Origin of the sequence: Gottfriedia acidiceleris, assembly GCF_036421055.1 — a bacterium.
In the GTDB taxonomy this organism is placed as follows: Bacteria; Bacillota; Bacilli; order Bacillales; family Bacillaceae_G; genus Gottfriedia; species Gottfriedia acidiceleris_C.
The window spans coordinates 1-20,570 of sequence record NZ_JAZGQS010000021.1 but is presented as its reverse complement, the minus strand read 5'-3'; the positions used below and the strand labels follow the sequence as shown (position 1 = coordinate 20,570).

Sequence of the window (20,570 nt, the reverse complement as noted above, 5' to 3'; positions counted from 1 at the left end):
ATTTTATTTTAAATTACCACAATTTTCAAACTATATAATAACAAATTGTTAAACATGATTATAACAAAAAAATCTAGGAGCATAAACTCCTAGATTTAATGTGTGAAAAAAAGCCAAAAAATCTCTACTGGCCAAGTGATCTTTTTAATCCATTTATTAGTCCGGCATGAAGTCCTTCATGGAAAATGTTAAAGTTAATCATGTCGCGGACTGTTTTTATTTCAAAACTACCTAGTTTCATCTCTTTTGAAATGATTTCATCTAAACGTCCTTCATATGTAGAAATAACTTGTTCAACTTGCTGTTCTAATAAAGTAACAATTTCCTCATATGATGGTGGCTCCGCTTGCCAGTCAACTGGTTTGGTTCCACCCTTGAAAAAATCAATAAATTCCTTTGAAAGTTTACCCGCATCACCAGTGTTGGCATAAAGTAGTTGCTCATATGCCCCTAGCACATGACCTGCATTCCAAAGAATATTATTATTGAATCCAGCAGGTATTATATTTACAGATTCTTTTGAAACAGAACCAAGAACCTTCAATGTATAAACCCTTGTAAACCTAAGTTGTTCAAAAATAGCATCTGCCATCTTGATCCCTCCACATAATGTCATTACTACTATTATCGTATCACGAATGAGGGATATTTTTCATGAAAAAAATTGTTATATCGATAATTACGAAACAAAAAAGAGCCTCAATAATGAGACTCCCTCCAGTCTAATTAACTATCAATTCCTTAAAATAAAACCATTGATCCTGGACCAGTGAGCAATAATCCAACTGCAGCTGCAATAATTAATAGATTAAACTCAAATCCATTCGAACTATTCCAGAATCCGTTCTTTATATGAACCTTTATTACTGCTACTGCCATCACTACTATTATCAACCATACGCCTATTTCTGTATATACACCAGCCGCTACAAACAATCCACCTACGATTTCTGCCGCTCCTGTTATAAAAGCAAAAAAAGCACCAGGTTTGATCCCAATCGACTCTAACCATTGTCCGGTTCCTTTAATACCGTAACCACCAAACCAACCAAATACTTTCTGCACCCCATGACCTAATAAAATAATACCTAAAACAAGTCTAATAACTAATAGGCCTTCATCAAGCATATCTCCACCTCAATTCTCTTTAATTTGAGATATTTAGTGCATAATTATTTTTATTCATTTTTTGACATGTTTATGACCTTTATTATTAATTTTTAAAAAATGAATCAGTTTTCTTGTATTTGAGGAATAGAATACTATAACAGAAGATTTTCTAACTTAAAAGGAGAGCATACATCATGAAAAAAGTCGTTCCACTAACTGTAATCGGCTTTTGGATTTTAATGCTACTACTCGCTATCCGATATCAATTATTTCATTTATCATTGCAAGACATAAAACATTTTATTGCTAATTCTTCCATCAATCCAATGCTATTATTTGTCGCTATTTTCTGTGCAAGAATCTTTCTATTCATTCCTAGCTCTGTATTAATTGTAGTAGGTAGCTTGTTTTTTCACCCGTTTGAAACCATTCTCTTATCATTAATCTCAATGGCCATCACAGAAACAATTATTTACTTATTAAGTAGAAGTATTTTAAGTGATTCAATCCAGCAGTTCATGGAGAATAAATATCCATCTCTATTTGAAGAAATTATTTCGAATCGAAAGAGGTACCTATTCTTAACAGTTGCAACTCCACTAGCTCCGACAGATGGCGCATGCTTTATCGCAGCTTCTACTAATATGAAATACTTGTCCTATATTGCAATTGTATTTGCTGGTAATATTCCAATTGCAGTTCTCTATACCTTATACGGAAATTTCTTGCTTGGCTCGCCGTGGATTACAATCTGTATTACAGCTACAATCTTAGTCGGATGTTTCATTTACATTTCTTTTAAAAAAAGACAAAAAAAGGATACACATTTCTCAGCTTAAACTTTTTTCAAAATATGTATTTTAAAAAATTGTTAATAAATGAATCGATTTTTATATATAATTTAAACTATACTAAGATTAATTAAAATTTTTTAAGAAATCGAGGTAAAAAGATGGAAACAAATAAGATTTTGTCCTCATTATGTTATTTTAGTGTATTCTTCGCACCTTTTTTATTCCCAATAATTGTTTATTTCATTGCAAAGGATCAACAACTAAAATCGCATTCTAAACGAGCATTCTTTTCACACATACTCCCATTTTTAACAATTATTATTTTAGCGATTATTTCCCTTTTCACTTTTAATACTATAGGTGACGGTGCAGGTTTTGCTCTTATTGGTGGATTTATATTAGCACTTATAGTTAATTTAATCGTCTTTATATGGAATATTGTTCAAGGTATTAAAGTTTTGATGTAAATTCGTCATGTTTTCTACATTATTTCTCAGGAAATTTTCAATTTCGACAAACACAATTTTAAACTTTCTTAATAAATAAAAAGGCAATGTAATGTTAAACCATTACATTGCCTTTTTTTATTCACTTTGAGTTATATAAGCTTCTTTTGAATGATTTCGGTTAATTGATCTCTTAATCATATAGGATAAAGATAAGATACTGACAATTAAAATGGAGCTAGTTAAAGCTATTTGTGATGTTGTTAAAGAGAAAAATTTAGCCAAATAGACTGAGTATGATAGTAGAGATGCTGTAATTAATTTTGTAATCGAAGCAATTAATAGAAACTTTTTGAAAGATACTTTACTAATTCCTGCCCCGACACAAATAATTTCATCTGGTAAAATCGGAATGATAAACATTAAAGTTAAAATAATTGTTTCATTTTTTTTAACATATTCCTGATATTTTTTTAACTGTCTTTCTTTAACAAACTTTGAAACTAATTTAAGTCCACCTATTCTTGCTAAAAAATACATAATGACAATACCTAAAGTTGAACCTAAAAATCCAATTAACGCTCCTGAAAATGATCCGATTACAGCACTACCCGCAGGAATAGTAAGTGCTTCTGGTAAAGGTAGAAATATCGGTTGAAATAAACAGATTAAGAAAAATAATAATTTTGCAGTTGTAATATGATTGGTTAATATTTGCTCAACTCCGTACGTATCTACGAATACTAAAAATTGACTAGCATAAAAAAGAATACCAACTACTGCTATACAAAGTAGTAAACTAATTAGCGCTATTTTTGTAACCTTTAAAAACTTTTTATGATTCGATACAACTAGAAAGAAATCTAGTAGCAGAATGCCCATGATTGCAAAAATAAATGATATCTTATAGATTGTTACGACAGTAGGTAAACTAGTGACTAATATTAAGATAGATAGTGTAGCCAATACTATGTGAAACGAAAGTTCTTTCATGGTATTAAATTGTTTATTTTCTTTCTTCAAAGTAATCAACTCCTCTACTACAACTTGACCGTTCTCAATGTTTTTCGCTACTATGTTTAGCGTAACGAAAAGGTAAATAATTTGAAACGAACTTAAGGATTAAACTTACTAAGTCTTAAGTCTTACGGTGAGGAAGTTTTTATAAATAAAATTGTTATATTCGAATATTCGACTCTTAATGCAGAATGCCTCTATTATTTAGATCGAGTTAATTAATTTTTTTAAAAGATTTGATGTACATATACTCCACTTCGATTCTAAATAAAAACGACTGTCAAAAATTTGACAGTCGTTTACTTTTTTTAAAATTAAAAATCAAAATTGTCAGGGTCTGGACCTACACGGTGGTTTTGGTTTAGCGAGTTGATTTGGTTCATATCTTCTTCTGTTAGTTCAAAATCGAAAATATTTGCGTTTTCTTGTATACGGTGTTCTTTGATTGATTTTGGTATGATCACTACATCGTTTTGCAAATGCCAACGTAACACTACTTGAGCAACTGATTTATTATGTTTGTTTGCTATTTGTAATAATGTTTCATTTTCAAACAGCTGTCCTTGCATTAATGGGGCCCATGCTTCTACTTGAATTGAATTTGCTTTTAAAAATTCTCTTAGTTCAACTTGACTTAACATTGGATGTAATTCAACTTGATTGATCATAGGCATTATTTCAGCATTTGCCATGACTTCTTTCAAGTGGTGAATTTGGAAGTTACTCATTCCAATTGCTTTTACTTTACCGTCTTTGTATAATGTTTCAAGTGCTTTCCATGATTCAACATATTTACCTGCTACAGGCCAGTGGATTAAATAGAGATCTAAATATTCAAGACCTAGTTTTTTCATGCTTAATTCGAAAGCATCGATCGTTGATTGGTAGCCTAGATCTGCATTCCATACCTTTGATGTAATAAATAAGTCTTCACGTTTAAGACCATTTTCTAAAAGAGCTTCTCTAATTCCTTGCCCTACACCTTCTTCGTTATGATAAATCGCTGCAGTATCGATACTTCGGTAGCCATTTCGTATTGCAGCTTTAACAGAATCAATTACGACTTGTCCATCTTCTACTTGGAAAACTCCTAACCCTATTACTGGCATTTCCAAACCATTATTTAATTTAACCAAATTATTCATTTTTTTATTTCTCCCCTTATTTAATATTTTTTCAAAATTTACTTTTTCTTTTCTAAAGAAGCACTCCAAATGCTTAACAGAACTGCTCCAAAGACCATGATTCCACCAATCCACGGTGTATGAATCAAGCCGATTGTATCTACAACTAAACCTCCGATAAAAGCTCCAATTGCAATCCCTACGTTGAATGCTGCTATATTTAGGGCTGATGCAATATCTACAGCAGATGGAACATACTTCTCTGCTAATTTGACAACATATATTTGTAGACCAGGTACATTCATAAAGGCAAGCAAGCCTAAAAAGAAAATCGTTACAATTCCAACTAGTTTAAAAGGTGCTGTAAACGATAGAATGACTAGTACAATCGCTTGAATGGCAAACATCCACGTTAAAGCTTTTAAAGGTTTTTTATTAGCCGCTTTACCACCGATTGTATTTCCAAGTGCTACTGCAATTCCATAAACAAGTAAGATAACACTTACAGAGTTTGGAGCAAAGCCGGTAATATTTTCAAGGATCGGTGACAAGTATGTGAATGCTACAAAAGTACCTCCATATCCTAATGCTGTAATAGCAAAAGCTAAAAGTAATGGACCATTTTTTAAAACTTTCAGGTTATCACTAAATTTTGATGCCGGTGGCTGTTTAATTGTTTTTGGAACTAGTATTGCGATTGCAATGATTGCAATAACACCTAATAATGCTACAGCTCCAAAAGTTGATCTCCACCCAAAATGCTGACCAATAAATGTGCCTAATGGAACACCTGTTACAGTCGCAACAGTCAAGCCAGTAAACATAAATGCAATCGCACTAGCACGTTTATTTTCAGGTACTACATCGGCCGCAATCGTTGAACCGATTGAAAAGAATACACCATGTGAAAAAGAAGTAATGATTCGAGCAACTAATAATAATCCAAAACTAGTCGAAAAAGCAGCAACACTATTTCCAATGATAAAAATAACCATTAATAGCATAAGTAACGATTTTCGACGAATTTTGTTTGTTAATGCAGTTAAAATTGGTGCGCCAAATGCAACACCCATCGCATATCCAGAAATTAATAATCCTGCTAATGTTATTGAAATTTTCAAATCACCAGCTAGAGTTGATAATAAACCAACGGGAACAAATTCGGTTGTTCCAATCCCAAATGCACTAATAGCAAGAGCCATTAACGCAGGAGTGCCACTTTTTTTCTCTTGCATTTTAATCGAAGCAGCAGTTGAGCTCATAAAGGAACCCTCCTTGTTATTGTTATTTTTTATAATTAGTTTGAATACAAAGGGACATGGCGCCTGAATAAAGTCCCATTGTCATTCAAAACCTAAATGAAATGAAATAGTAAAGAGATTAACGTCAATTTTTTATTAAAGGGTTGCTAATCAATTAACTATTTGTCATTATGAGCGATAAGAATAAGTTAGAGAAGTATGTACTTTAAAGTGATATAGTTACTTTTTAGTAACATTTGAGCGAATAAAGGCTTAAAACAGAATAAAAATGACAAAAAACTTTTTACCAAACTTGAAACTACACAGTTTGCGAAGAGAATGTTATGATATTTGAATCATTAATAATATGTTTCGTAGGATATGATAAAAATGAATGAAGGAGAGGAGAAAATGAAAAAATACAATATTCCAGTTGAAGCTTCGTTAGATGTAATCGGTGGAAAATGGAAGGTTGTGATTCTTTGTCATTTGACAAAAGGCACAAAAAGAACTTCTCAATTAAAAAAATTAATGCCAAACATCACTCAAAAAATGCTAACTCAGCAACTGAAAGAATTACAGGAAGACAATATCGTTCACCGAAAAGTATATAATCAGGTTCCTCCAAAAGTGGAATATTCCTTAACTGAATACGGATGGTCTTTAAAAGAAGTATTAGATCTCCTGTGCTCTTGGGGAGAAAACCATATAGAAACAATGTATCCTGATAAAAATGACGTACTTCTTCCACCAGTTGAGGATGAAGTGACTCTATAAATAAAAACTCCTTTATCAGAAAGGAGTTTTTTCAAATTGTAGAAATATAAAATAGCCGATTAGTTTAATTAGTGTTCAAGATTAATAGACCTACCAACTAATTAATAAACAACTGTTAGATTATGCTAAGTAAAGGCTATTAAATTAGGGTTTATCGCTTTTTGATGAATAAGTTGATTGGAATGGATGTTGTTCGACTCCTATGGATATGCGGGAAAGCTAAAGACCCCACAGGCCGAGGAAGCGAAAGCATCTCGCCCCATGGAAAGCGAGCATCCTGTAATGGAAATCAACATCGCTCTACTCCTTTACGGAAATTTGGTAATTGGATTGAGGTTTTGAGCGATTTAGTTAAAATCCACTTTAATTTTTTGTGCTTTCGCAATTACTTTATGTTGATCATCTAATACATCACTAGTTGTTAGTTCAATCCATTTCAAGTTAGGATTAGCATGATCAACTATAAATCCCATTGCACCTTGCTTTGAACCATTAGGATTCATTTCCCCACCTAAATATTCAATATAGAAGTCATCTTTAAATTCCTTTACTTCATTATTACTTGTTATCAAATGGGCAACTGGACCAAAATGTAATTGTTTATTTGAGTGATTAATGATTTCTACTTCTACTTTAATGAATCGAAAACTTTCATAGCTTTCTGTATAATAATGAAAATAATCCATTAAAGAATAGGTCGGTAAATTTTTGATCAGCTTAATCTGTTTGATTTTCATTTCGATTGGCCCAATTGTGTAAGACTTATTTAATGATGCAATGCCTTCTAAAGTAACTTCACCTTTTTCATCCTTAAGTGTTTCACCTTTAAGCAGTAAACTTGTATCATCTGAAACCTGTGGATTTGGCACATACAAGTCGTCTAAAGACTTTGCTCGACTTTTGGAGAGTGTAGAGACCTTTTTAATATTCTCAGTTGAAGCAGTTGTTTTCTCCTCCTGAACTAAGCTACATCCTGTAAGCATTAAAGAAAGTAAAATAAATGGAATCAATTTTTTCATATAAATCCCCTTTCATCCTTAAATCCCGTTAAATAAATTCATTTAACGGGATCTGATTTATTACTTATTTACCATTCTTTAAAATTCTAAAGATGTTTTTTGCTTGGTCAGTGTTATCAATTTTCCCTGCAAATAATTGACTGCCAGGTCCATATGCATAAACATTTACGTCTTCACCTGTATGACCACCAGTAGTCCAACCAGTTACTGAACGGTTATCAAAAATTACTTCGATTGCATTATCAATCTCTACCACCTTTTTTGATTCTGCTGCTTTTTTAACAGATTGGATTTCTTCAGGCTTCAATTCTAAGTTAATATTCGATTTTAATGTTTTTTCTACATCGGCACCTTTACTAATTTGTTCAGCCATGTAATCAGGAGTACGTTTAGCTGCAGCAATTGGTGCGCCGTACCAATTGTAATCACCTTTTGCCCCAATAGAATATCCACCTGTTGAGTGGTCTGCTGTTGCAACGACTAATGTATGCTTGTCCTTTTTAGCAAATGCAATTGCAGCTTTAAAAGCTTTTTCAAAATCTTCCATTTCACTCATTGCTGAAACGATATCATTATCATGTCCAGCCCAATCAATTTGACTACCTTCTACCATTAAAAAGAATCCATCTTTATCTCTACTTAATTTATCAATTGCAGTATTTGTCATATCACTTAATGATGGTATTGAATCATCACGATCAATCATCTTTGGCATTCCACCAGGAGCAAATAAACCTAATACTTTATTGTTTTTATCCTTTAACATTTGGTTTTTATTCGTTACATAAGAGTATCCATCCTTTTTAAATTGCTTTGTTAAATCACGATCTTCTCGTACAAAGTTACTTAATCCGCCACCAAGCATGACATCTATTTTATGGCCGCCTTTAATTAGTTCATCATAATAATCATCTGCAATTGCATTCATATTTTTACGACTTACATCATGGGCTCCATAAGACGCTGGTGTTGCATGTGTAATTTCTGAAGTGGCTACAAGTCCTGTTGCTTTTCCCTTTTCCTTTGCAGCCTCTAGTACTGTTTTTACTCGTGACCCATTATTATCTACACCAATTGCCGCATTATATGTTTTAACTCCAGCAGACATAGCTGTTGCTGCTGCAGCAGAGTCAGTAATATTTTGCATTGGATCCTCAGGATATGTCATTTGTTGTCCTACTAAATAATGGTCAAATTCTGTTTGTTCTACTACATTTGTATTTGGATTATCTTTTAAATAACGATAAGCAGTCGTGTAAGATACACCCATTCCATCACCTATTAAAAAGATTACATTTCTAATTTCATTCTTGTCTGTTTCCTTAGCTTGTACCGTATGATTTGCAAAAGAGCCAATAAATGAACCAAATGCCATTGTTGAAAGCACTGCCACTGGAATTAACTTTTTCTTTAATTTGTTTCTGAACATAAAAAAACCCCCTAAAAATTAAAATTTCATTAGATTTCACTTCTTCATTTTAATGAAAATTTATTAATTTACATTGGAGGTTCTGTAAATAGAATATTAAGAATTGTTTTTAATAAATTAATTTTCTTAGGATCATAAATATAAACTGACTAGTTACGTCTTCTTCACAAATACATCACATTTTTGAACTAAAATGTCTAATTGAATAGAGTGCTTATTTTAATTAAGATAATAATATTTCATAATTGCAAGTTTTTACATTATATTAAATGAAGCACAAACTTTTACATAAGAAGGAGATTTATATGAAAAAAGGTTTATCAATTATTATTTTACTGCTATTTTTATTCCCAACTATGGCGAGTGCGCATACTAAGCTTGTTTCTTCTAATCCATCAAATGGGCAAATAATCACTGAGCCAACTAAACAAATTACGCTAGAATTTGAAGAGGCTCTTGAGCAATTAGGTACGATTAAATTATATAAAGCTGGCACTGCTACAGCTGTTACAGATGTGCAAGTTAAAGGTAACAAATTAATTGCTGATTTACCAAATGGTTTAGAAAATGGTAATTATAAGATTGAGTGGAAAGTAGTAAGTGAAGATGGTCATCCAATAATAGGTCAAATTCCTTTCAAAGTGCAATTAAAGCAAGCCGAAACTAAAACGACAACTGAAACTAAAACAACTGACAAAGCAGTTAAGGATCAAACGCCAGCTAAAGAAAAACATAAAGAGGCTACTCCTAAAAAAGAGAGATCCAAATATCTTATTCCATTAATTGCAATCGGACTATTTGGAATCGCGTTAATGGTTGGTGGAGTTGTTCTTTGGAATAGAAAATGAGTTATATCGTTCCAATCACTGAGTTCATAACATATATCCTTTATTCGATAGTAGCAGGAAAGTTTGTATTAGATTTTGTACCGGCAGATAAAAAACCAACAATCAGTCTATCGAAAGGTACTGTTTGTTTGGTTATTGTCGGCATATTATTCTTTTCACTTTTTCCTGCTCTACGAATTATTACTTTTTTCTTAGATGATGTTCATCTTAAAACAGCCATTTACTCTGTTTTCATAAAAACCGCTGTAGGTAATGCATGGATTTACTCTAGTATGTTTGCCATTATGCTTGTCATTAATATTTATAGTGATGGCAAAAAGTTTTTTAATTTCTTTTGGTTATTCATGATGATTTTAAGTATCGGCTATGCAGGTCATATTACCTCTATGAATTTTTGGACGGGTTTTATCTTTCAAAGTAGTCATTTTCTAATGGTTTCGATTTGGAGTGGGATTCTATTTAATGTCACATGGCTAGCTAAGGACACTAATAACTATAGTAGATTCTTAAAATGGTTTACGCCTTTAGCCATCATATGTGTTGTCATTATTTTTATTAGTGGTGTAGTCCTAATGCTAGAAGTCGTTAAATTAAAAGATTATACGAATGCTTGGTTACTTCCTTATGGACAGATGTTAGTGTTAAAGCACATTAGTATCATTCCAGTCTTGTTTTTTGCTTTTTTCAATGGTGTATTAATGAGAAAGTCTGCTGGAGGCCCTTCCAGTAATATTCGTAGTTGGTTAAAAGCAGAGTATATTACCATCATAATTGTGTTCTTTTTTACAGCTATAATGGGTACTAAATCTCCACCGCATAATATTAATTTAACTTTGCAAAATGAAGGTCCGTCTAAATGGATTGAATGGATTATGGGGATTGATATTACTTTACCTATTAGAATCGGCTTTACTTTTACGGTAGAAGGAATGATGTTAATGAGTATGTCACTGTTCTTCCTAGTCTTATTAGTCATCAGCTTTATGAAAAAGACAAAAATCAAGCTACCAATAGCATTTAGTCTTTGTTTTGTGATTACAATGTATCTTGGGCTTATGTACAGCGTATCAGTTTGAGTAAAAAAAGATTGTACTATGTATTAATTACATGATGTACAATCTTTTTTTCTTTATTATCTAAATTCCTACTTTTAACGACCATGTCTCCATTTAGTTGGTTTTCCTGATTTAGGGCAATTAGGGAACTGTTGTCCTGCTTCTAATTCAACATGCTCCCCGTCTGCGTCAGTATAGTAGCCCGAAATCATAACTGTTTCACCTGTATCATGTGTATGTCCGAATTCTTTATTATCCATCATAATCCTCCTTTTCACCTGAACTAGCATTACTATTTCCTTCATTAAAGTTAATTATTCGATGATGACTACATTTTTTTAGGATTTTTTGCTTATCTTTCTCGAATTTGTTTATCATGTACAATGTTTCTCCACTTTAAGTCCCCTCGCTCTAGACCATGAATTAAAATTTCTGCAGTACCCATGTTTGTTGCTAAAGGAATTGAGTAAACATCACATAAACGAATTAGCGCCAAAATATCAGGTTCATGCGGTTGCGCTGTAAGTGGATCGCGAAAGAAGATAACAATATCCATTAAATTCTTCGCTATCAAGGCACCGATTTCCTGATCTCCGCCAAGTGGTCCAGAATTAAATCGATGTATTTTTAAATTTGTATTTTCCATTATTTTTGTTCCAGTTGTTCCTGTTGAATATAATTCATGTTTCGATAAAATAGATTCATATGCCATTGCAAAGTTTACTAATTCTTTTTTCTTTTGATCGTGTGCAATAAAAGCGATTTTCAACGTCAACATTCCTCTCTTTTAGGAAAAATGGATTTCTAATTTCGGCAATTGTTCCTTTTTAACACTAGGGAACGACTCCATTTAAATTTTAATCTTTTATATTTTTTACTTCTTTGGATCGGTTATTCTACTCTTGTTTGTGGCTTATGACATTTTACTATTCATATTAGAAGTTGGAGAATAGTAAACATACTTCCTTTTCCAAATTTACTATTAACATGAATAGTTCCATTATGAATTTCCACGATCTATTTTTCAATCACCACCCCAACAAAGCTATCAATTTGTCTAGACCTTGTTTTATTAGGTGATAAAAAACGGTCAAATATTCAGGCATTGTCTTTCCATATAGGATCTTTCGATTTCGGAAGCAACAAAAAAGAGGCTGCTGAAAATGTAGATTTCAACTAGCCTCTCTTCTATAAATTTCAAACTGATTTGGTTTTCTTATTACAACACGCTCATCAACTTCACTTACATGAAAGTCATCTTTTGTTGGAATGAAGTTTTCATCGTAAATTTTTATCATCATTTTTCACTCCTGCTCAATTTTTTTATTGCGTATTTTCCCTTATTCCCTAAGATGGATTAATTGGTCTAGTTTTATTCTTAGTTTTGTTAAATTTTTGCTTTTTATAAAACTTCAGAAGTTTAGCTTGTTGTGTTATTATGTTCAAACAAAAAAAAGACTAATGGTTTTCACCACTAGTCCCCTATATTTTAAATTTAAAGTTATTTAATTGGTTTTCTTATTACAACACGCTCATCAACTTCACTAACGTGAAAATCGTCTTTTGTAGGAATGTTATTTTCATTGCTAAATTTGGTCATCATTATACACTCCCTGCTCAGTTTTTATTTTCAAATCTTGTTTTTTAATAAACTCTTAGATTACTAATTTGATTATTCAACAGTAACTGATTTTGCAAGATTACGTGGTTTATCAACATCACAACCACGATGTAAAGCAGCATAGTAAGAAATTAATTGTAATGGTACGACCGAAAGGATTGGAGATAATTCTTCTTGTACTTTTGGTAATACGAAGCGATCGCCTTCCATATTTAACCCTTCCATAGAAATGATACAAGGGTTAGCTCCACGAGCAACAACTTCTTTTACATTTCCACGAATGTTTAAGTTTACTGATTCTTGTGTTGCTAATGCAAAGATTGGAGTCCCTTCTTCGATTAAAGCAATTGTACCGTGTTTTAACTCTCCACCAGCAAATCCTTCTGCTTGGATGTAAGAAATTTCTTTTAGTTTTAATGCGCCTTCTAAGCAAACGAAGTAATCTACGTTACGACCGATGAAGAATGCATTACGAGTTGTAGCTAAATATTCTGTAGCAATTTTTTCAAACTCTTCTTTTTGGTTTGTAATTGATTCCATAGCATTTGCTACAATTCCAAGTTCTTTAACTAGGTTAAAGTTAACTGTTTTTCCTTTTTCTTTTGCAAGAGCATTTGCAACAATTGCAAGTACCGCTAATTGTGCAGTGTAAGCTTTTGTTGATGCAACAGCGATTTCAGGACCTGCGTGTAAAGAAAGAGTGAAATCAGCTTCACGTGATAATGTTGATCCTGGTACGTTTGTAAGTGTAATTGCTTTATGACCTAATTTATTTGTTTGTACTAGACACGCTCTACTATCAGCAGTTTCACCGCTTTGTGAGATATAAATGAATAGTGGTTTTTCTGAAAGAAGTGGCATATTGTAAGAGAATTCACTTGCAACATGTACTTCTACAGGTACTCCCGCCATTTTTTCAATAAATTGTTTTCCAACAAGACCAGCATGATAACTAGTTCCACAAGCAACAATATATAATCTGTCAGCTTCTGCTAAAGCCGCTTTGATTTCTGAGTCGATTACAAGCTCGCCATTTTCATCTTGGTACTTTTGGATAATATTACGGATTACTAAAGGTTGCTCATCTGTTTCTTTTAACATGAAATGAGGATAAGTTCCTTTTTCGATATCGCTAGCATCAATTTCTGCAGTATATGGAGAACGTTCTTTCATATTTCCGTTAAGATCCATTAATTGAACACGATCTTTCGTAACTAAAATAACCTCTTTATCCATTAATTCAATAAATTGATCTGTAATTTGTAGCATTGCCATCGCATCAGATGCAATTACATTAAACTCGTCACCAACACCAACTAGTAATGGACTTTTGTTTTTTGCTACATAAATCACGTCATCGTTTTGTTTATCTAATAATGCAATTGCATAAGAACCTTTAAGTAGCTTAAGTGTTTCTCTAAAAGCATCAAGCACAGATAAACCTTTTTTAATATGAAGTTCTACTAACTGAACAATTACTTCAGTATCTGTATCACTTGTAAAATCAATATCATTTAAATAATCGTTTTTTAATTGTACATCGTTCTCGATAACGCCGTTATGAACTAGTGTAAAACGTTCAGTAGAGCTTTGGTGAGGATGCGCATTACGTTTACTTGGAGCACCATGTGTTGCCCATCTTGTATGACCAATTCCAACGTTTCCGTCCGCTTTTGTAGGGATTGATTTACGTAATACTGCAATTCTACCTTTTTCTTTATAAACTTCTACACCATTGTCAGTTAAAAGAGAAATCCCAGCAGAATCATATCCACGATACTCTAATTTCTCTAAACCTTTTAATAAAATCTCTTTTGCATTATCATTTCCAATATATCCAACGATTCCACACATAATTAACTATTGCTTAGTAAGTCCTAAAACAAGACATACAAAATGTATAGGAATGGAACGCTGTTTTCCTAACCGTTTAACTATTTAATTTTCTATTCCCTCGTCATGTTTAATAATGGTAGAGGACTTACAAGCAATATCCACCTACCTTTCATATTCCGCTCATTAGCGAGTTCATTTTTTTTGTTTTAAACGGTGTATCAGATTATTTACGTTTGTGCACACAGTCACCCATGTGTTTTACATAAATAATTTCGGTTGTGATACAGCAACCGGGAGTCATCCGCCGAAACTTCGATAAAACTCCACCTCGTCAACTACACATTCACGTCTAGTGTAGTTCTGGCGCTTTTTTAATACTTTATTATTTCTATACTCCTTCCCTGTTAGGAAAACAATAAAACAACTATACTATACTGAATTAAAAATGGTCAACAAAAAAATGTTGAAAAAAGTTATAGAATAGCTGTATATAACAAAAATATGCATAGACTTACACAAAAGTGCTCATCAATGCATATTTTTTTAATTTATATTATTCTCCAACTTCTTCTTTTACAACTGCAACAATACGTTCAACATATTGTTTACATTCTGCCTCAGAAGGAGCCTCAGCCATTACACGAATAAGTGGCTCAGTACCAGAAGGACGAACTAAAATACGACCATTGCCGTTCATTTCTTCTTCTACTTCTGAAATAATTGCTTTAATGCGGTCGTTATTAAGTGCTTCATTTTTATCTGTAACACGAACATTAATTAGTAATTGTGGATACTTTTTCATTTCTCCTGCTAATTGTGATAAAGTTTTCCCTGTTTCTTTAACAATACTTACGAGCTGAATCGCACTTAACATACCATCACCAGTCGTAATATGGTCTAAAAAGATGATGTGACCAGATTGCTCACCGCCAAGATTGAAACCGTTCTTTCTCATCTCTTCCATTACATAACGGTCTCCAACACCTGTAACTGCACTCTTCATCCCATTTGTTTCTACTGCTTTGTAAAAGCCTAGGTTACTCATAACAGTTGATACAATTGTGTTTTGTTTTAGACGACCTTTTTCATTTAGATATTTTGCACAAATATACATTATTTGGTCACCATCAACGATTTCACCATTTTCATCGATAGCAATTAGTCGATCTCCATCTCCATCGAATGATAAGCCAATGTCAGCACCTTTTTCCTTTACAAGAGCTGCTAAAGCTTCAGGATGTGTAGAACCTACACCATCATTTATATTAAATCCATTAGGATTCGTTCCCATTGTAACAATATCTGCTTCTAAGTCTGCGAATAAATATGGTGCTAATGAAGAAGTGGCACCGTGTGCACAATCTAGAGCAACTAATAGGCCTGAGAAATCTTCATCAATTGTATTTTTAAGGAATTGTAGGTATTTTTGACCACCTTCAAAGTAATCACTAACTTGACATAAATCATTTCCAGTTGGTCTTGGTAGACGATCAACTTCTGCATCCATTAGTTCTTCAATTTCATCTTCTTGCTCATCCAACAATTTAAAACCGTCTGGACCAAAAAACTTAATCCCATTATCTGCAACAGGATTATGAGAAGCTGAAATCATTACACCAGCTTGTGCGCCAAGCGCTTTAGTTAAATAGGCAACACCTGGAGTAGAAATAACACCCAATCTCATAACTTCAGCACCAATTGATAATAATCCTGCAACTAGTGCTCCTTCAAGCATATGTCCTGAAACACGTGTGTCACGCCCAACAATAATTTTAGGTTTGACATTGTTTTTAGTTAATACATAACCACCACAGCGTCCAATCTTATATGCTAATTCAGGAGTTAACTCTTTATTTGCAACTCCTCGTACACCATCAGTACCAAAATATTTACCCATTTTAACTCTCCTTCTAATTCGATGACTGTCCTACATCGCCTGAATTCTCATTTTCATCAGTTTGAGCAGATTTTTTATCAGTAATTTCAATCGTTATTTTATCAAACTCTAAACTATATATAACTCCTTTTGGACCGGTAATAGTAAGCGCTACATCTCTAGTTCCTGGATCTAGTCCACTAACTTTAGCTGTAATATTTAAATCGCTTGGATTAATCGCATCCAAGTCTTCCTTAAATCCCTTGGCAGTAACTACTACTTTTCCTAAAGGTGGCTTAGTAAACTTATATTCAAATTGATTATTTTCACCCACTAAATTAATAGGGATATTACTAAATTTCTTTTCCGTTTCTTCATCAAAATTAACGTCTACATTAATCGTGCTTGAGTCAACTCTAAATGCTCCATTTGGAGTAGGTACATTAACCTCATATGTACCACTTTGATCAAATGAAGATACGTCAACTGGCACTTCTATAGGTCCGTTAAACTTGTCCAACCAATCTTTAGACGCATAAATTCTTACTGCATTAACTTCACTAGCAAGACTACTTAGTTTTAAACCATCCTTAAGTGTTCCTGTTTGCACTAACTTAATCGGAAAGCTAGCACTTTCAGAAACAATAGGGACAGTTACTTCAACTTTTCTAGGACTTGTAGTGAACGGAAGTTGAACACCTTTTTTATTGTATAATCTAACAGGTAACACCTGACTAAATGTCTGACTCGCATCAGTAACATCCACACCAACACTTGCAAATGCTACTTGTGACACTTCATCTCTTGACCCTACTATTGTCACTAAACTTGGTTTAACAATTGCATTTTCTGCCTTATAGCCATGTTTAATCTTTTTTTCATTTAGGTAAACAACTTTAACTGAAACTGCTTTTTCGATTTTTTCATTAATTGTTACTCTAACTGTCCTTGGTTTAATAGTTGCTTTTATTTTATCTGAAATATTTCTAATTTTTAAAGGAACGTCATATGTACCTAGAGCATAAGAAGTTAGATCCAAATACACTTCAAAATCCTTCTTCATTTCAGCAGTTTTTACAATACTATTAGGTCCATCTAATTGCACTGAAACATTCTTAGGAATTCCAGTTACAATTAGATTGCGCTGATCGTAAATAGGTGTTACTGGTACATCTCGCACTAATTCTTTATTGTTAACAAACGGTATGTCTCCTAATCCGGATGTACTTGATTGTGGAACTAGATTGACAGACATGAAAAGTAACAATGTTACTAGTAAAGCGATTCCTCTTAATATCCAACGATTATCCATAAAATTATCCATTCCGTTTCACCTTCCAATTCCATTTAGATGTAGTGGACTCTTCTGGTGATTTTAGTTCAGTATTTAATAAATTTATAAGCTCGTCTTTTGATAATTCTCTGTAAAGATTTCCATTCCTTGCTACTGAAACTGCACCTGTTTCCTCGGAAACTACAATCGTAATACTGTCTGTAACTTCACTGATACCAACTGCAGCTCGATGTCTCGTTCCTAATTCCTTTGAAATAAATGCACTCTCAGACAAAGGTAAATAACAGGCTGCAGCTGTAATCTTTTCACCTTGTATAATTACCGCTCCGTCATGTAGTGGTGTATTTGGTATAAAGATATTAATCAATAATTCTGATGATAAATTAGCATTCATTCGAATACCGGACTCAATATAGTCACCCATACCTGTTTGTCTCTCAAATGAAATAAGTGCACCTATTCTTCGTTTAGCCATGTATTCAGTGGCTTTTGCAATATTCTCAACTATATCATTTCGGTCATTAATCCCACTACCTGTCGTTCTAGAGAAGAAACGGCCACGTCCAAGCTGTTCTAGTGCTCTCCTTAATTCTGGTTGAAAGATAATAATAACAGCCAAAAATCCCCACGTTAATGCTTGATCCATCAAAAATTGTAAAGTATGCAAACCAAATAGGCTGCTTAATACTTTTACAACAATAATGATCGTAACACCCTTTAAGAGTTGGACAGCCTTTGTCCCTTGAATAATGATAATTAATCTATAAATAACAAACCAAACGATTAGGATATCTAATCCATTCTGTAAATACTGTAAAAAATTTATATGTAAAGAAGGCATCTTTTACCCTCCAAATTCTATAGAATAAAACTGTATCTTGTGTATTATACCATATTTTTGCAATACACAAAATTTGTGAGTTATTAATTATATTAACAATACTTTAACGACTATTTTAGTAATATTAAACAAAATTACAGAATTATATATGCTGGCCCTTTATATTGGGAGAATGACCAACAATTAAATAATATTTTTGAAAGTTTTTAAAGGTCAGTTTCATGGAGGTTTTTGATAAAAACAAAAAAGCTAGCGAATGCTAGCTTTGTGTTGTTGAAATAATTATAGTAACTTCTCACCTAATAATGAGCCTATTAATGCAACTGCTACGATTGCTGTTCTATTTCTTTCATCTAAGATTGGATTAACTTCTACGAATTCAATTGAAGTAATGATATCAGCATCAGATAACATTTCCATTGCTAAGTGACCTTCTCTATATGTGATTCCACCAGGAACAGGTGTACCAACTCCAGGAACGTGAATTGGATCTAGACCATCAAGGTCTAATGATAAGTGTACACCGTCACATCCTTTTAAGTGGTCAATGCTTTCTTCCATTACTTTTGTCATTCCTAATTTATCAATTTCATGCATTGTATAAACTTTAATTCCTAATTCTTTAATGATTGCTCTTTCGCCTTCATCAAGATCACGTGCGCCAATAATGATCACGTTCTCTGGTTTTACTTTAGGGAAGTAACCACCTATTTTTGTTAATAATTCGTGGCCATGGCCTAAAGAAACAGCTAATGACATACCATGAATATTACCTGAAGGAGATGTTTCAGCAGTATTTAAATCTCCATGTGCATCAAACCAAATCAATCCTAGATTATTATAATGTTTTGCTACACCTGCTAATGTACCGATTGCAATACTATGATCACCGCCAAGTACTAGTGGCATTCTGTTTCTTTTAATAACTTCATCTACTTCAGCAGCAAGCTTTTCACACGTTTCTTTTACAGATTTTAAGTTCTTTAAATTATGTTCTGAATTATCTTCTTTAACTGGTGTACGTTCTACTAAAATATCGCCTAAGTCTTCTACTTGATAAGACATTCTTTCAATACGTTCGTTTAATTGTGCATATCTAATTGCACTTGGCCCCATATCTACTCCACGTCTAGTTTGTCCTAAATCTAATGGTACTCCAATAATTGAAATATCTTTTAACATTTTTACTTCCCCCATCTACTGAATTCATTAAAGAAAACGCTTACTTGATTTTGAAAAAATATAATTTTTTGACTGTTAAAGTTATTAATTATATTAATAGTTTAAATCTTTAGAAACAAATGGGTCAACTCGACATTTTTTTGTATACATATGCATTTTTAGCTTTTGAATTACTGTATCATATGATTATATATAACAAAAAACCTTAGTCGTATGACTAAGGTTTAACTTTATGTATATTGGTGGAGCCTAGCGGGATCGAACCGCTGACCTCCTGCGTGCAAGGCAGGCGCTCTCCCAGCTGAGCTAAGGCCCCACTATTTAAATATATGCGAATGGAGCGGAAGACGGGGCTCGAACCCGCGACCCCAACCTTGGCAAGGTTGTATTCTACCACTGAACTACTTCCGCACATAAAAAAAAAGAGTGAGCCATGAAGGATTCGAACCTTCGACCCTCTGATTAAAAGTCAGATGCTCTACCTACTGAGCTAATGGCTCGTAATAAATTACGATAAAATAAAAAAATGGCTGGGCTACCTGGATTCGAACCAGGGCATGACGGAATCAAAATCCGTTGCCTTACCGCTTGGCTATAGCCCAACAATAAATGGTGGAGGGGGACGGATTCGAACCGCCGAACCCACAGGGAGCGGATTTACAGTCCGCCGCGTTTAGCCACTTCGCTACCCCTCCGGTATTTATTAAATTAGATGGTGGAGGATGACGGGCTCGAACCGCCGACCCCCTGCTTGTAAGGCAGGTGCTCTCCCAGCTGAGCTAATCCTCCGTAATATAAATGGTGACCCGTACGGGACTCGAACCCGTGTTACCGCCGTGAAAGGGCGGTGTCTTAACCGCTTGACCAACGGGCCAGTACAACTTTTCCTAAGCTTCCAACCGGGCTCGAACCGGTGACCTCTTCCTTACCATGGAAGTACTCTGCCTGCTGAGCTATGGAAGCATTAAGTTAAAAATGGCTCCGCAGGTAGGGTTCGAACCTACGACCACTCGGTTAACAGCCGAGTGCTCTACCACTGAGCTACTGCGGAATAAGATCA

20 protein-coding genes and 9 tRNA genes are annotated in these 20,570 nt (G+C 33.6%); 5 read left to right on the top strand and 24 right to left on the bottom strand.

Annotated elements, in window-relative coordinates; all coding sequences use genetic code 11:
- Positions 1–124: 124 nt before the first annotated feature.
- The gene (locus RAH41_RS21185) at positions 125–592 is read right to left on the bottom strand and encodes a DinB family protein (protein WP_331225268.1); all 468 of its coding nucleotides are present in this window, start codon (positions 590–592) and stop codon (positions 125–127) included.
- A gap of 149 nt (positions 593–741) precedes the next feature.
- On the bottom strand, positions 742–1,128 hold the full coding sequence (locus RAH41_RS21180) for a DoxX family protein (protein ID WP_331225267.1): 387 nt from the start codon (positions 1,126–1,128) through the stop codon (positions 742–744).
- A gap of 176 nt (positions 1,129–1,304) precedes the next feature.
- Here RAH41_RS21180 and RAH41_RS21175 point away from each other — a divergent pair, with 176 nt between their 5' ends.
- Positions 1,305–1,949, top strand: a complete 645-nt coding sequence (locus RAH41_RS21175; protein ID WP_331225266.1) for a TVP38/TMEM64 family protein — start codon at positions 1,305–1,307, stop codon at positions 1,947–1,949.
- 113 nt (positions 1,950–2,062) lie between these two features.
- A complete protein-coding gene (locus RAH41_RS21170; protein ID WP_331225265.1) occupies positions 2,063–2,371 on the top strand; it encodes a DUF4870 domain-containing protein in 309 nt (102 codons plus the stop codon).
- A gap of 117 nt (positions 2,372–2,488) precedes the next feature.
- On the opposite strand, the gene RAH41_RS21165 is transcribed toward RAH41_RS21170, so the two are convergent.
- The 3 genes from RAH41_RS21165 to RAH41_RS21155 all read right to left on the bottom strand — a co-directional run bounded on the left by RAH41_RS21165 (position 2,489) and on the right by RAH41_RS21155 (position 5,753).
- Complete coding sequence (locus RAH41_RS21165; protein ID WP_331225264.1) at positions 2,489–3,373, bottom strand: VTT domain-containing protein; 885 nt, start codon at positions 3,371–3,373, stop codon at positions 2,489–2,491.
- Positions 3,374–3,681: 308 nt separating this feature from the next.
- Positions 3,682–4,512 (bottom strand): aldo/keto reductase, encoded by an 831-nt coding sequence (locus RAH41_RS21160; protein ID WP_331225263.1) that lies wholly within the window; start codon positions 4,510–4,512, stop codon positions 3,682–3,684.
- A gap of 38 nt (positions 4,513–4,550) precedes the next feature.
- Positions 4,551–5,753: an MFS transporter gene (locus RAH41_RS21155; protein ID WP_331225262.1), complete on the bottom strand. Its 1,203-nt coding sequence runs from the start codon at positions 5,751–5,753 to the stop codon at positions 4,551–4,553.
- Between the two features lie 390 nt (positions 5,754–6,143).
- On the opposite strand from RAH41_RS21155, the gene RAH41_RS21150 reads away from it, so the two are divergent.
- Positions 6,144–6,509 (top strand): helix-turn-helix domain-containing protein, encoded by a 366-nt coding sequence (locus tag RAH41_RS21150; RefSeq protein ID WP_331225261.1) that lies wholly within the window; start codon positions 6,144–6,146, stop codon positions 6,507–6,509.
- Positions 6,510–6,856: 347 nt separating this feature from the next.
- Here RAH41_RS21150 and RAH41_RS21145 read toward each other — a convergent pair whose 3' ends face one another.
- Positions 6,857–7,528: a DUF4352 domain-containing protein gene (locus RAH41_RS21145; protein ID WP_331225260.1), complete on the bottom strand. Its 672-nt coding sequence runs from the start codon at positions 7,526–7,528 to the stop codon at positions 6,857–6,859.
- Between the two features lie 64 nt (positions 7,529–7,592).
- Positions 7,593–8,957, bottom strand: coding sequence for an alkaline phosphatase (locus RAH41_RS21140; RefSeq protein WP_331225259.1), 1,365 nt, complete (start codon positions 8,955–8,957; stop codon positions 7,593–7,595).
- Between the two features lie 305 nt (positions 8,958–9,262).
- Here RAH41_RS21140 and RAH41_RS21135 point away from each other — a divergent pair, with 305 nt between their 5' ends.
- On the top strand, positions 9,263–9,805 hold the full coding sequence (locus tag RAH41_RS21135) for a copper resistance CopC family protein (RefSeq protein WP_331225258.1): 543 nt from the start codon (positions 9,263–9,265) through the stop codon (positions 9,803–9,805).
- The gene (locus RAH41_RS21130) at positions 9,802–10,881 is read left to right on the top strand and encodes a copper resistance D family protein (protein WP_331225257.1); all 1,080 of its coding nucleotides are present in this window, start codon (positions 9,802–9,804) and stop codon (positions 10,879–10,881) included. Before RAH41_RS21135 ends, RAH41_RS21130 begins: the two co-directional genes overlap by 4 nt.
- Positions 10,882–10,955: 74 nt before the next feature.
- Here RAH41_RS21130 and RAH41_RS21125 read toward each other — a convergent pair whose 3' ends face one another.
- The 17 genes from RAH41_RS21125 to RAH41_RS21045 form a co-directional block, all read right to left on the bottom strand.
- Positions 10,956–11,120: a hypothetical protein gene (locus tag RAH41_RS21125; protein ID WP_331225256.1), complete on the bottom strand. Its 165-nt coding sequence runs from the start codon at positions 11,118–11,120 to the stop codon at positions 10,956–10,958.
- 92 nt (positions 11,121–11,212) lie between these two features.
- Positions 11,213–11,629 (bottom strand): methylglyoxal synthase, encoded by a 417-nt coding sequence (mgsA, locus tag RAH41_RS21120; protein WP_097978524.1) that lies wholly within the window; start codon positions 11,627–11,629, stop codon positions 11,213–11,215.
- Positions 11,630–12,032: 403 nt separating this feature from the next.
- Positions 12,033–12,161: a hypothetical protein gene (locus RAH41_RS21115; RefSeq protein ID WP_331225255.1), complete on the bottom strand. Its 129-nt coding sequence runs from the start codon at positions 12,159–12,161 to the stop codon at positions 12,033–12,035.
- Positions 12,162–12,532: 371 nt separating this feature from the next.
- Positions 12,533–14,335 carry a glutamine--fructose-6-phosphate transaminase (isomerizing) gene (gene glmS, locus RAH41_RS21110; RefSeq protein WP_331225254.1) on the bottom strand — a complete coding sequence of 601 codons (1,803 nt, stop codon included), beginning with the start codon at positions 14,333–14,335 and terminating at the stop codon, positions 12,533–12,535.
- 535 nt (positions 14,336–14,870) lie between these two features.
- Complete coding sequence (gene glmM, locus RAH41_RS21105; RefSeq protein WP_331225253.1) at positions 14,871–16,214, bottom strand: phosphoglucosamine mutase; 1,344 nt, start codon at positions 16,212–16,214, stop codon at positions 14,871–14,873.
- Positions 16,215–16,227: 13 nt separating this feature from the next.
- Entirely contained in the window at positions 16,228–17,517 is a 1,290-nt protein-coding gene (locus RAH41_RS21100; RefSeq protein ID WP_331225251.1) for a YbbR-like domain-containing protein, read from the bottom strand.
- Entirely contained in the window at positions 17,510–18,328 is an 819-nt protein-coding gene (gene cdaA, locus RAH41_RS21095; protein ID WP_097978505.1) for a diadenylate cyclase CdaA, read from the bottom strand. Before cdaA ends, RAH41_RS21100 begins: the two co-directional genes overlap by 8 nt.
- Before the next feature lie 282 nt (positions 18,329–18,610).
- A complete protein-coding gene (gene rocF / locus RAH41_RS21090; RefSeq protein WP_331225249.1) occupies positions 18,611–19,510 on the bottom strand; it encodes an arginase in 900 nt (299 codons plus the stop codon).
- Positions 19,511–19,750: 240 nt separating this feature from the next.
- Positions 19,751–19,826, bottom strand: a tRNA-Ala gene (locus tag RAH41_RS21085).
- 20 nt (positions 19,827–19,846) lie between these two features.
- Positions 19,847–19,921 (bottom strand) — tRNA-Gly (locus RAH41_RS21080).
- A gap of 16 nt (positions 19,922–19,937) precedes the next feature.
- A tRNA-Lys gene (locus tag RAH41_RS21075) sits at positions 19,938–20,010 on the bottom strand.
- Between the two features lie 27 nt (positions 20,011–20,037).
- Positions 20,038–20,112 (bottom strand) — tRNA-Gln (locus tag RAH41_RS21070).
- Positions 20,113–20,120: 8 nt separating this feature from the next.
- Positions 20,121–20,205: transfer RNA gene (locus RAH41_RS21065), tRNA-Tyr, on the bottom strand.
- Between the two features lie 18 nt (positions 20,206–20,223).
- Positions 20,224–20,299, bottom strand: a tRNA-Val gene (locus RAH41_RS21060).
- A 10-nt stretch (positions 20,300–20,309) separates the two neighbouring features.
- Positions 20,310–20,384, bottom strand: a tRNA-Glu gene (locus RAH41_RS21055).
- A 16-nt stretch (positions 20,385–20,400) separates the two neighbouring features.
- Positions 20,401–20,473: transfer RNA gene (locus RAH41_RS21050), tRNA-Thr, on the bottom strand.
- Between the two features lie 13 nt (positions 20,474–20,486).
- Positions 20,487–20,561 (bottom strand) — tRNA-Asn (locus RAH41_RS21045).
- Between the last annotated feature and the right edge of the window lie 9 nt (positions 20,562–20,570).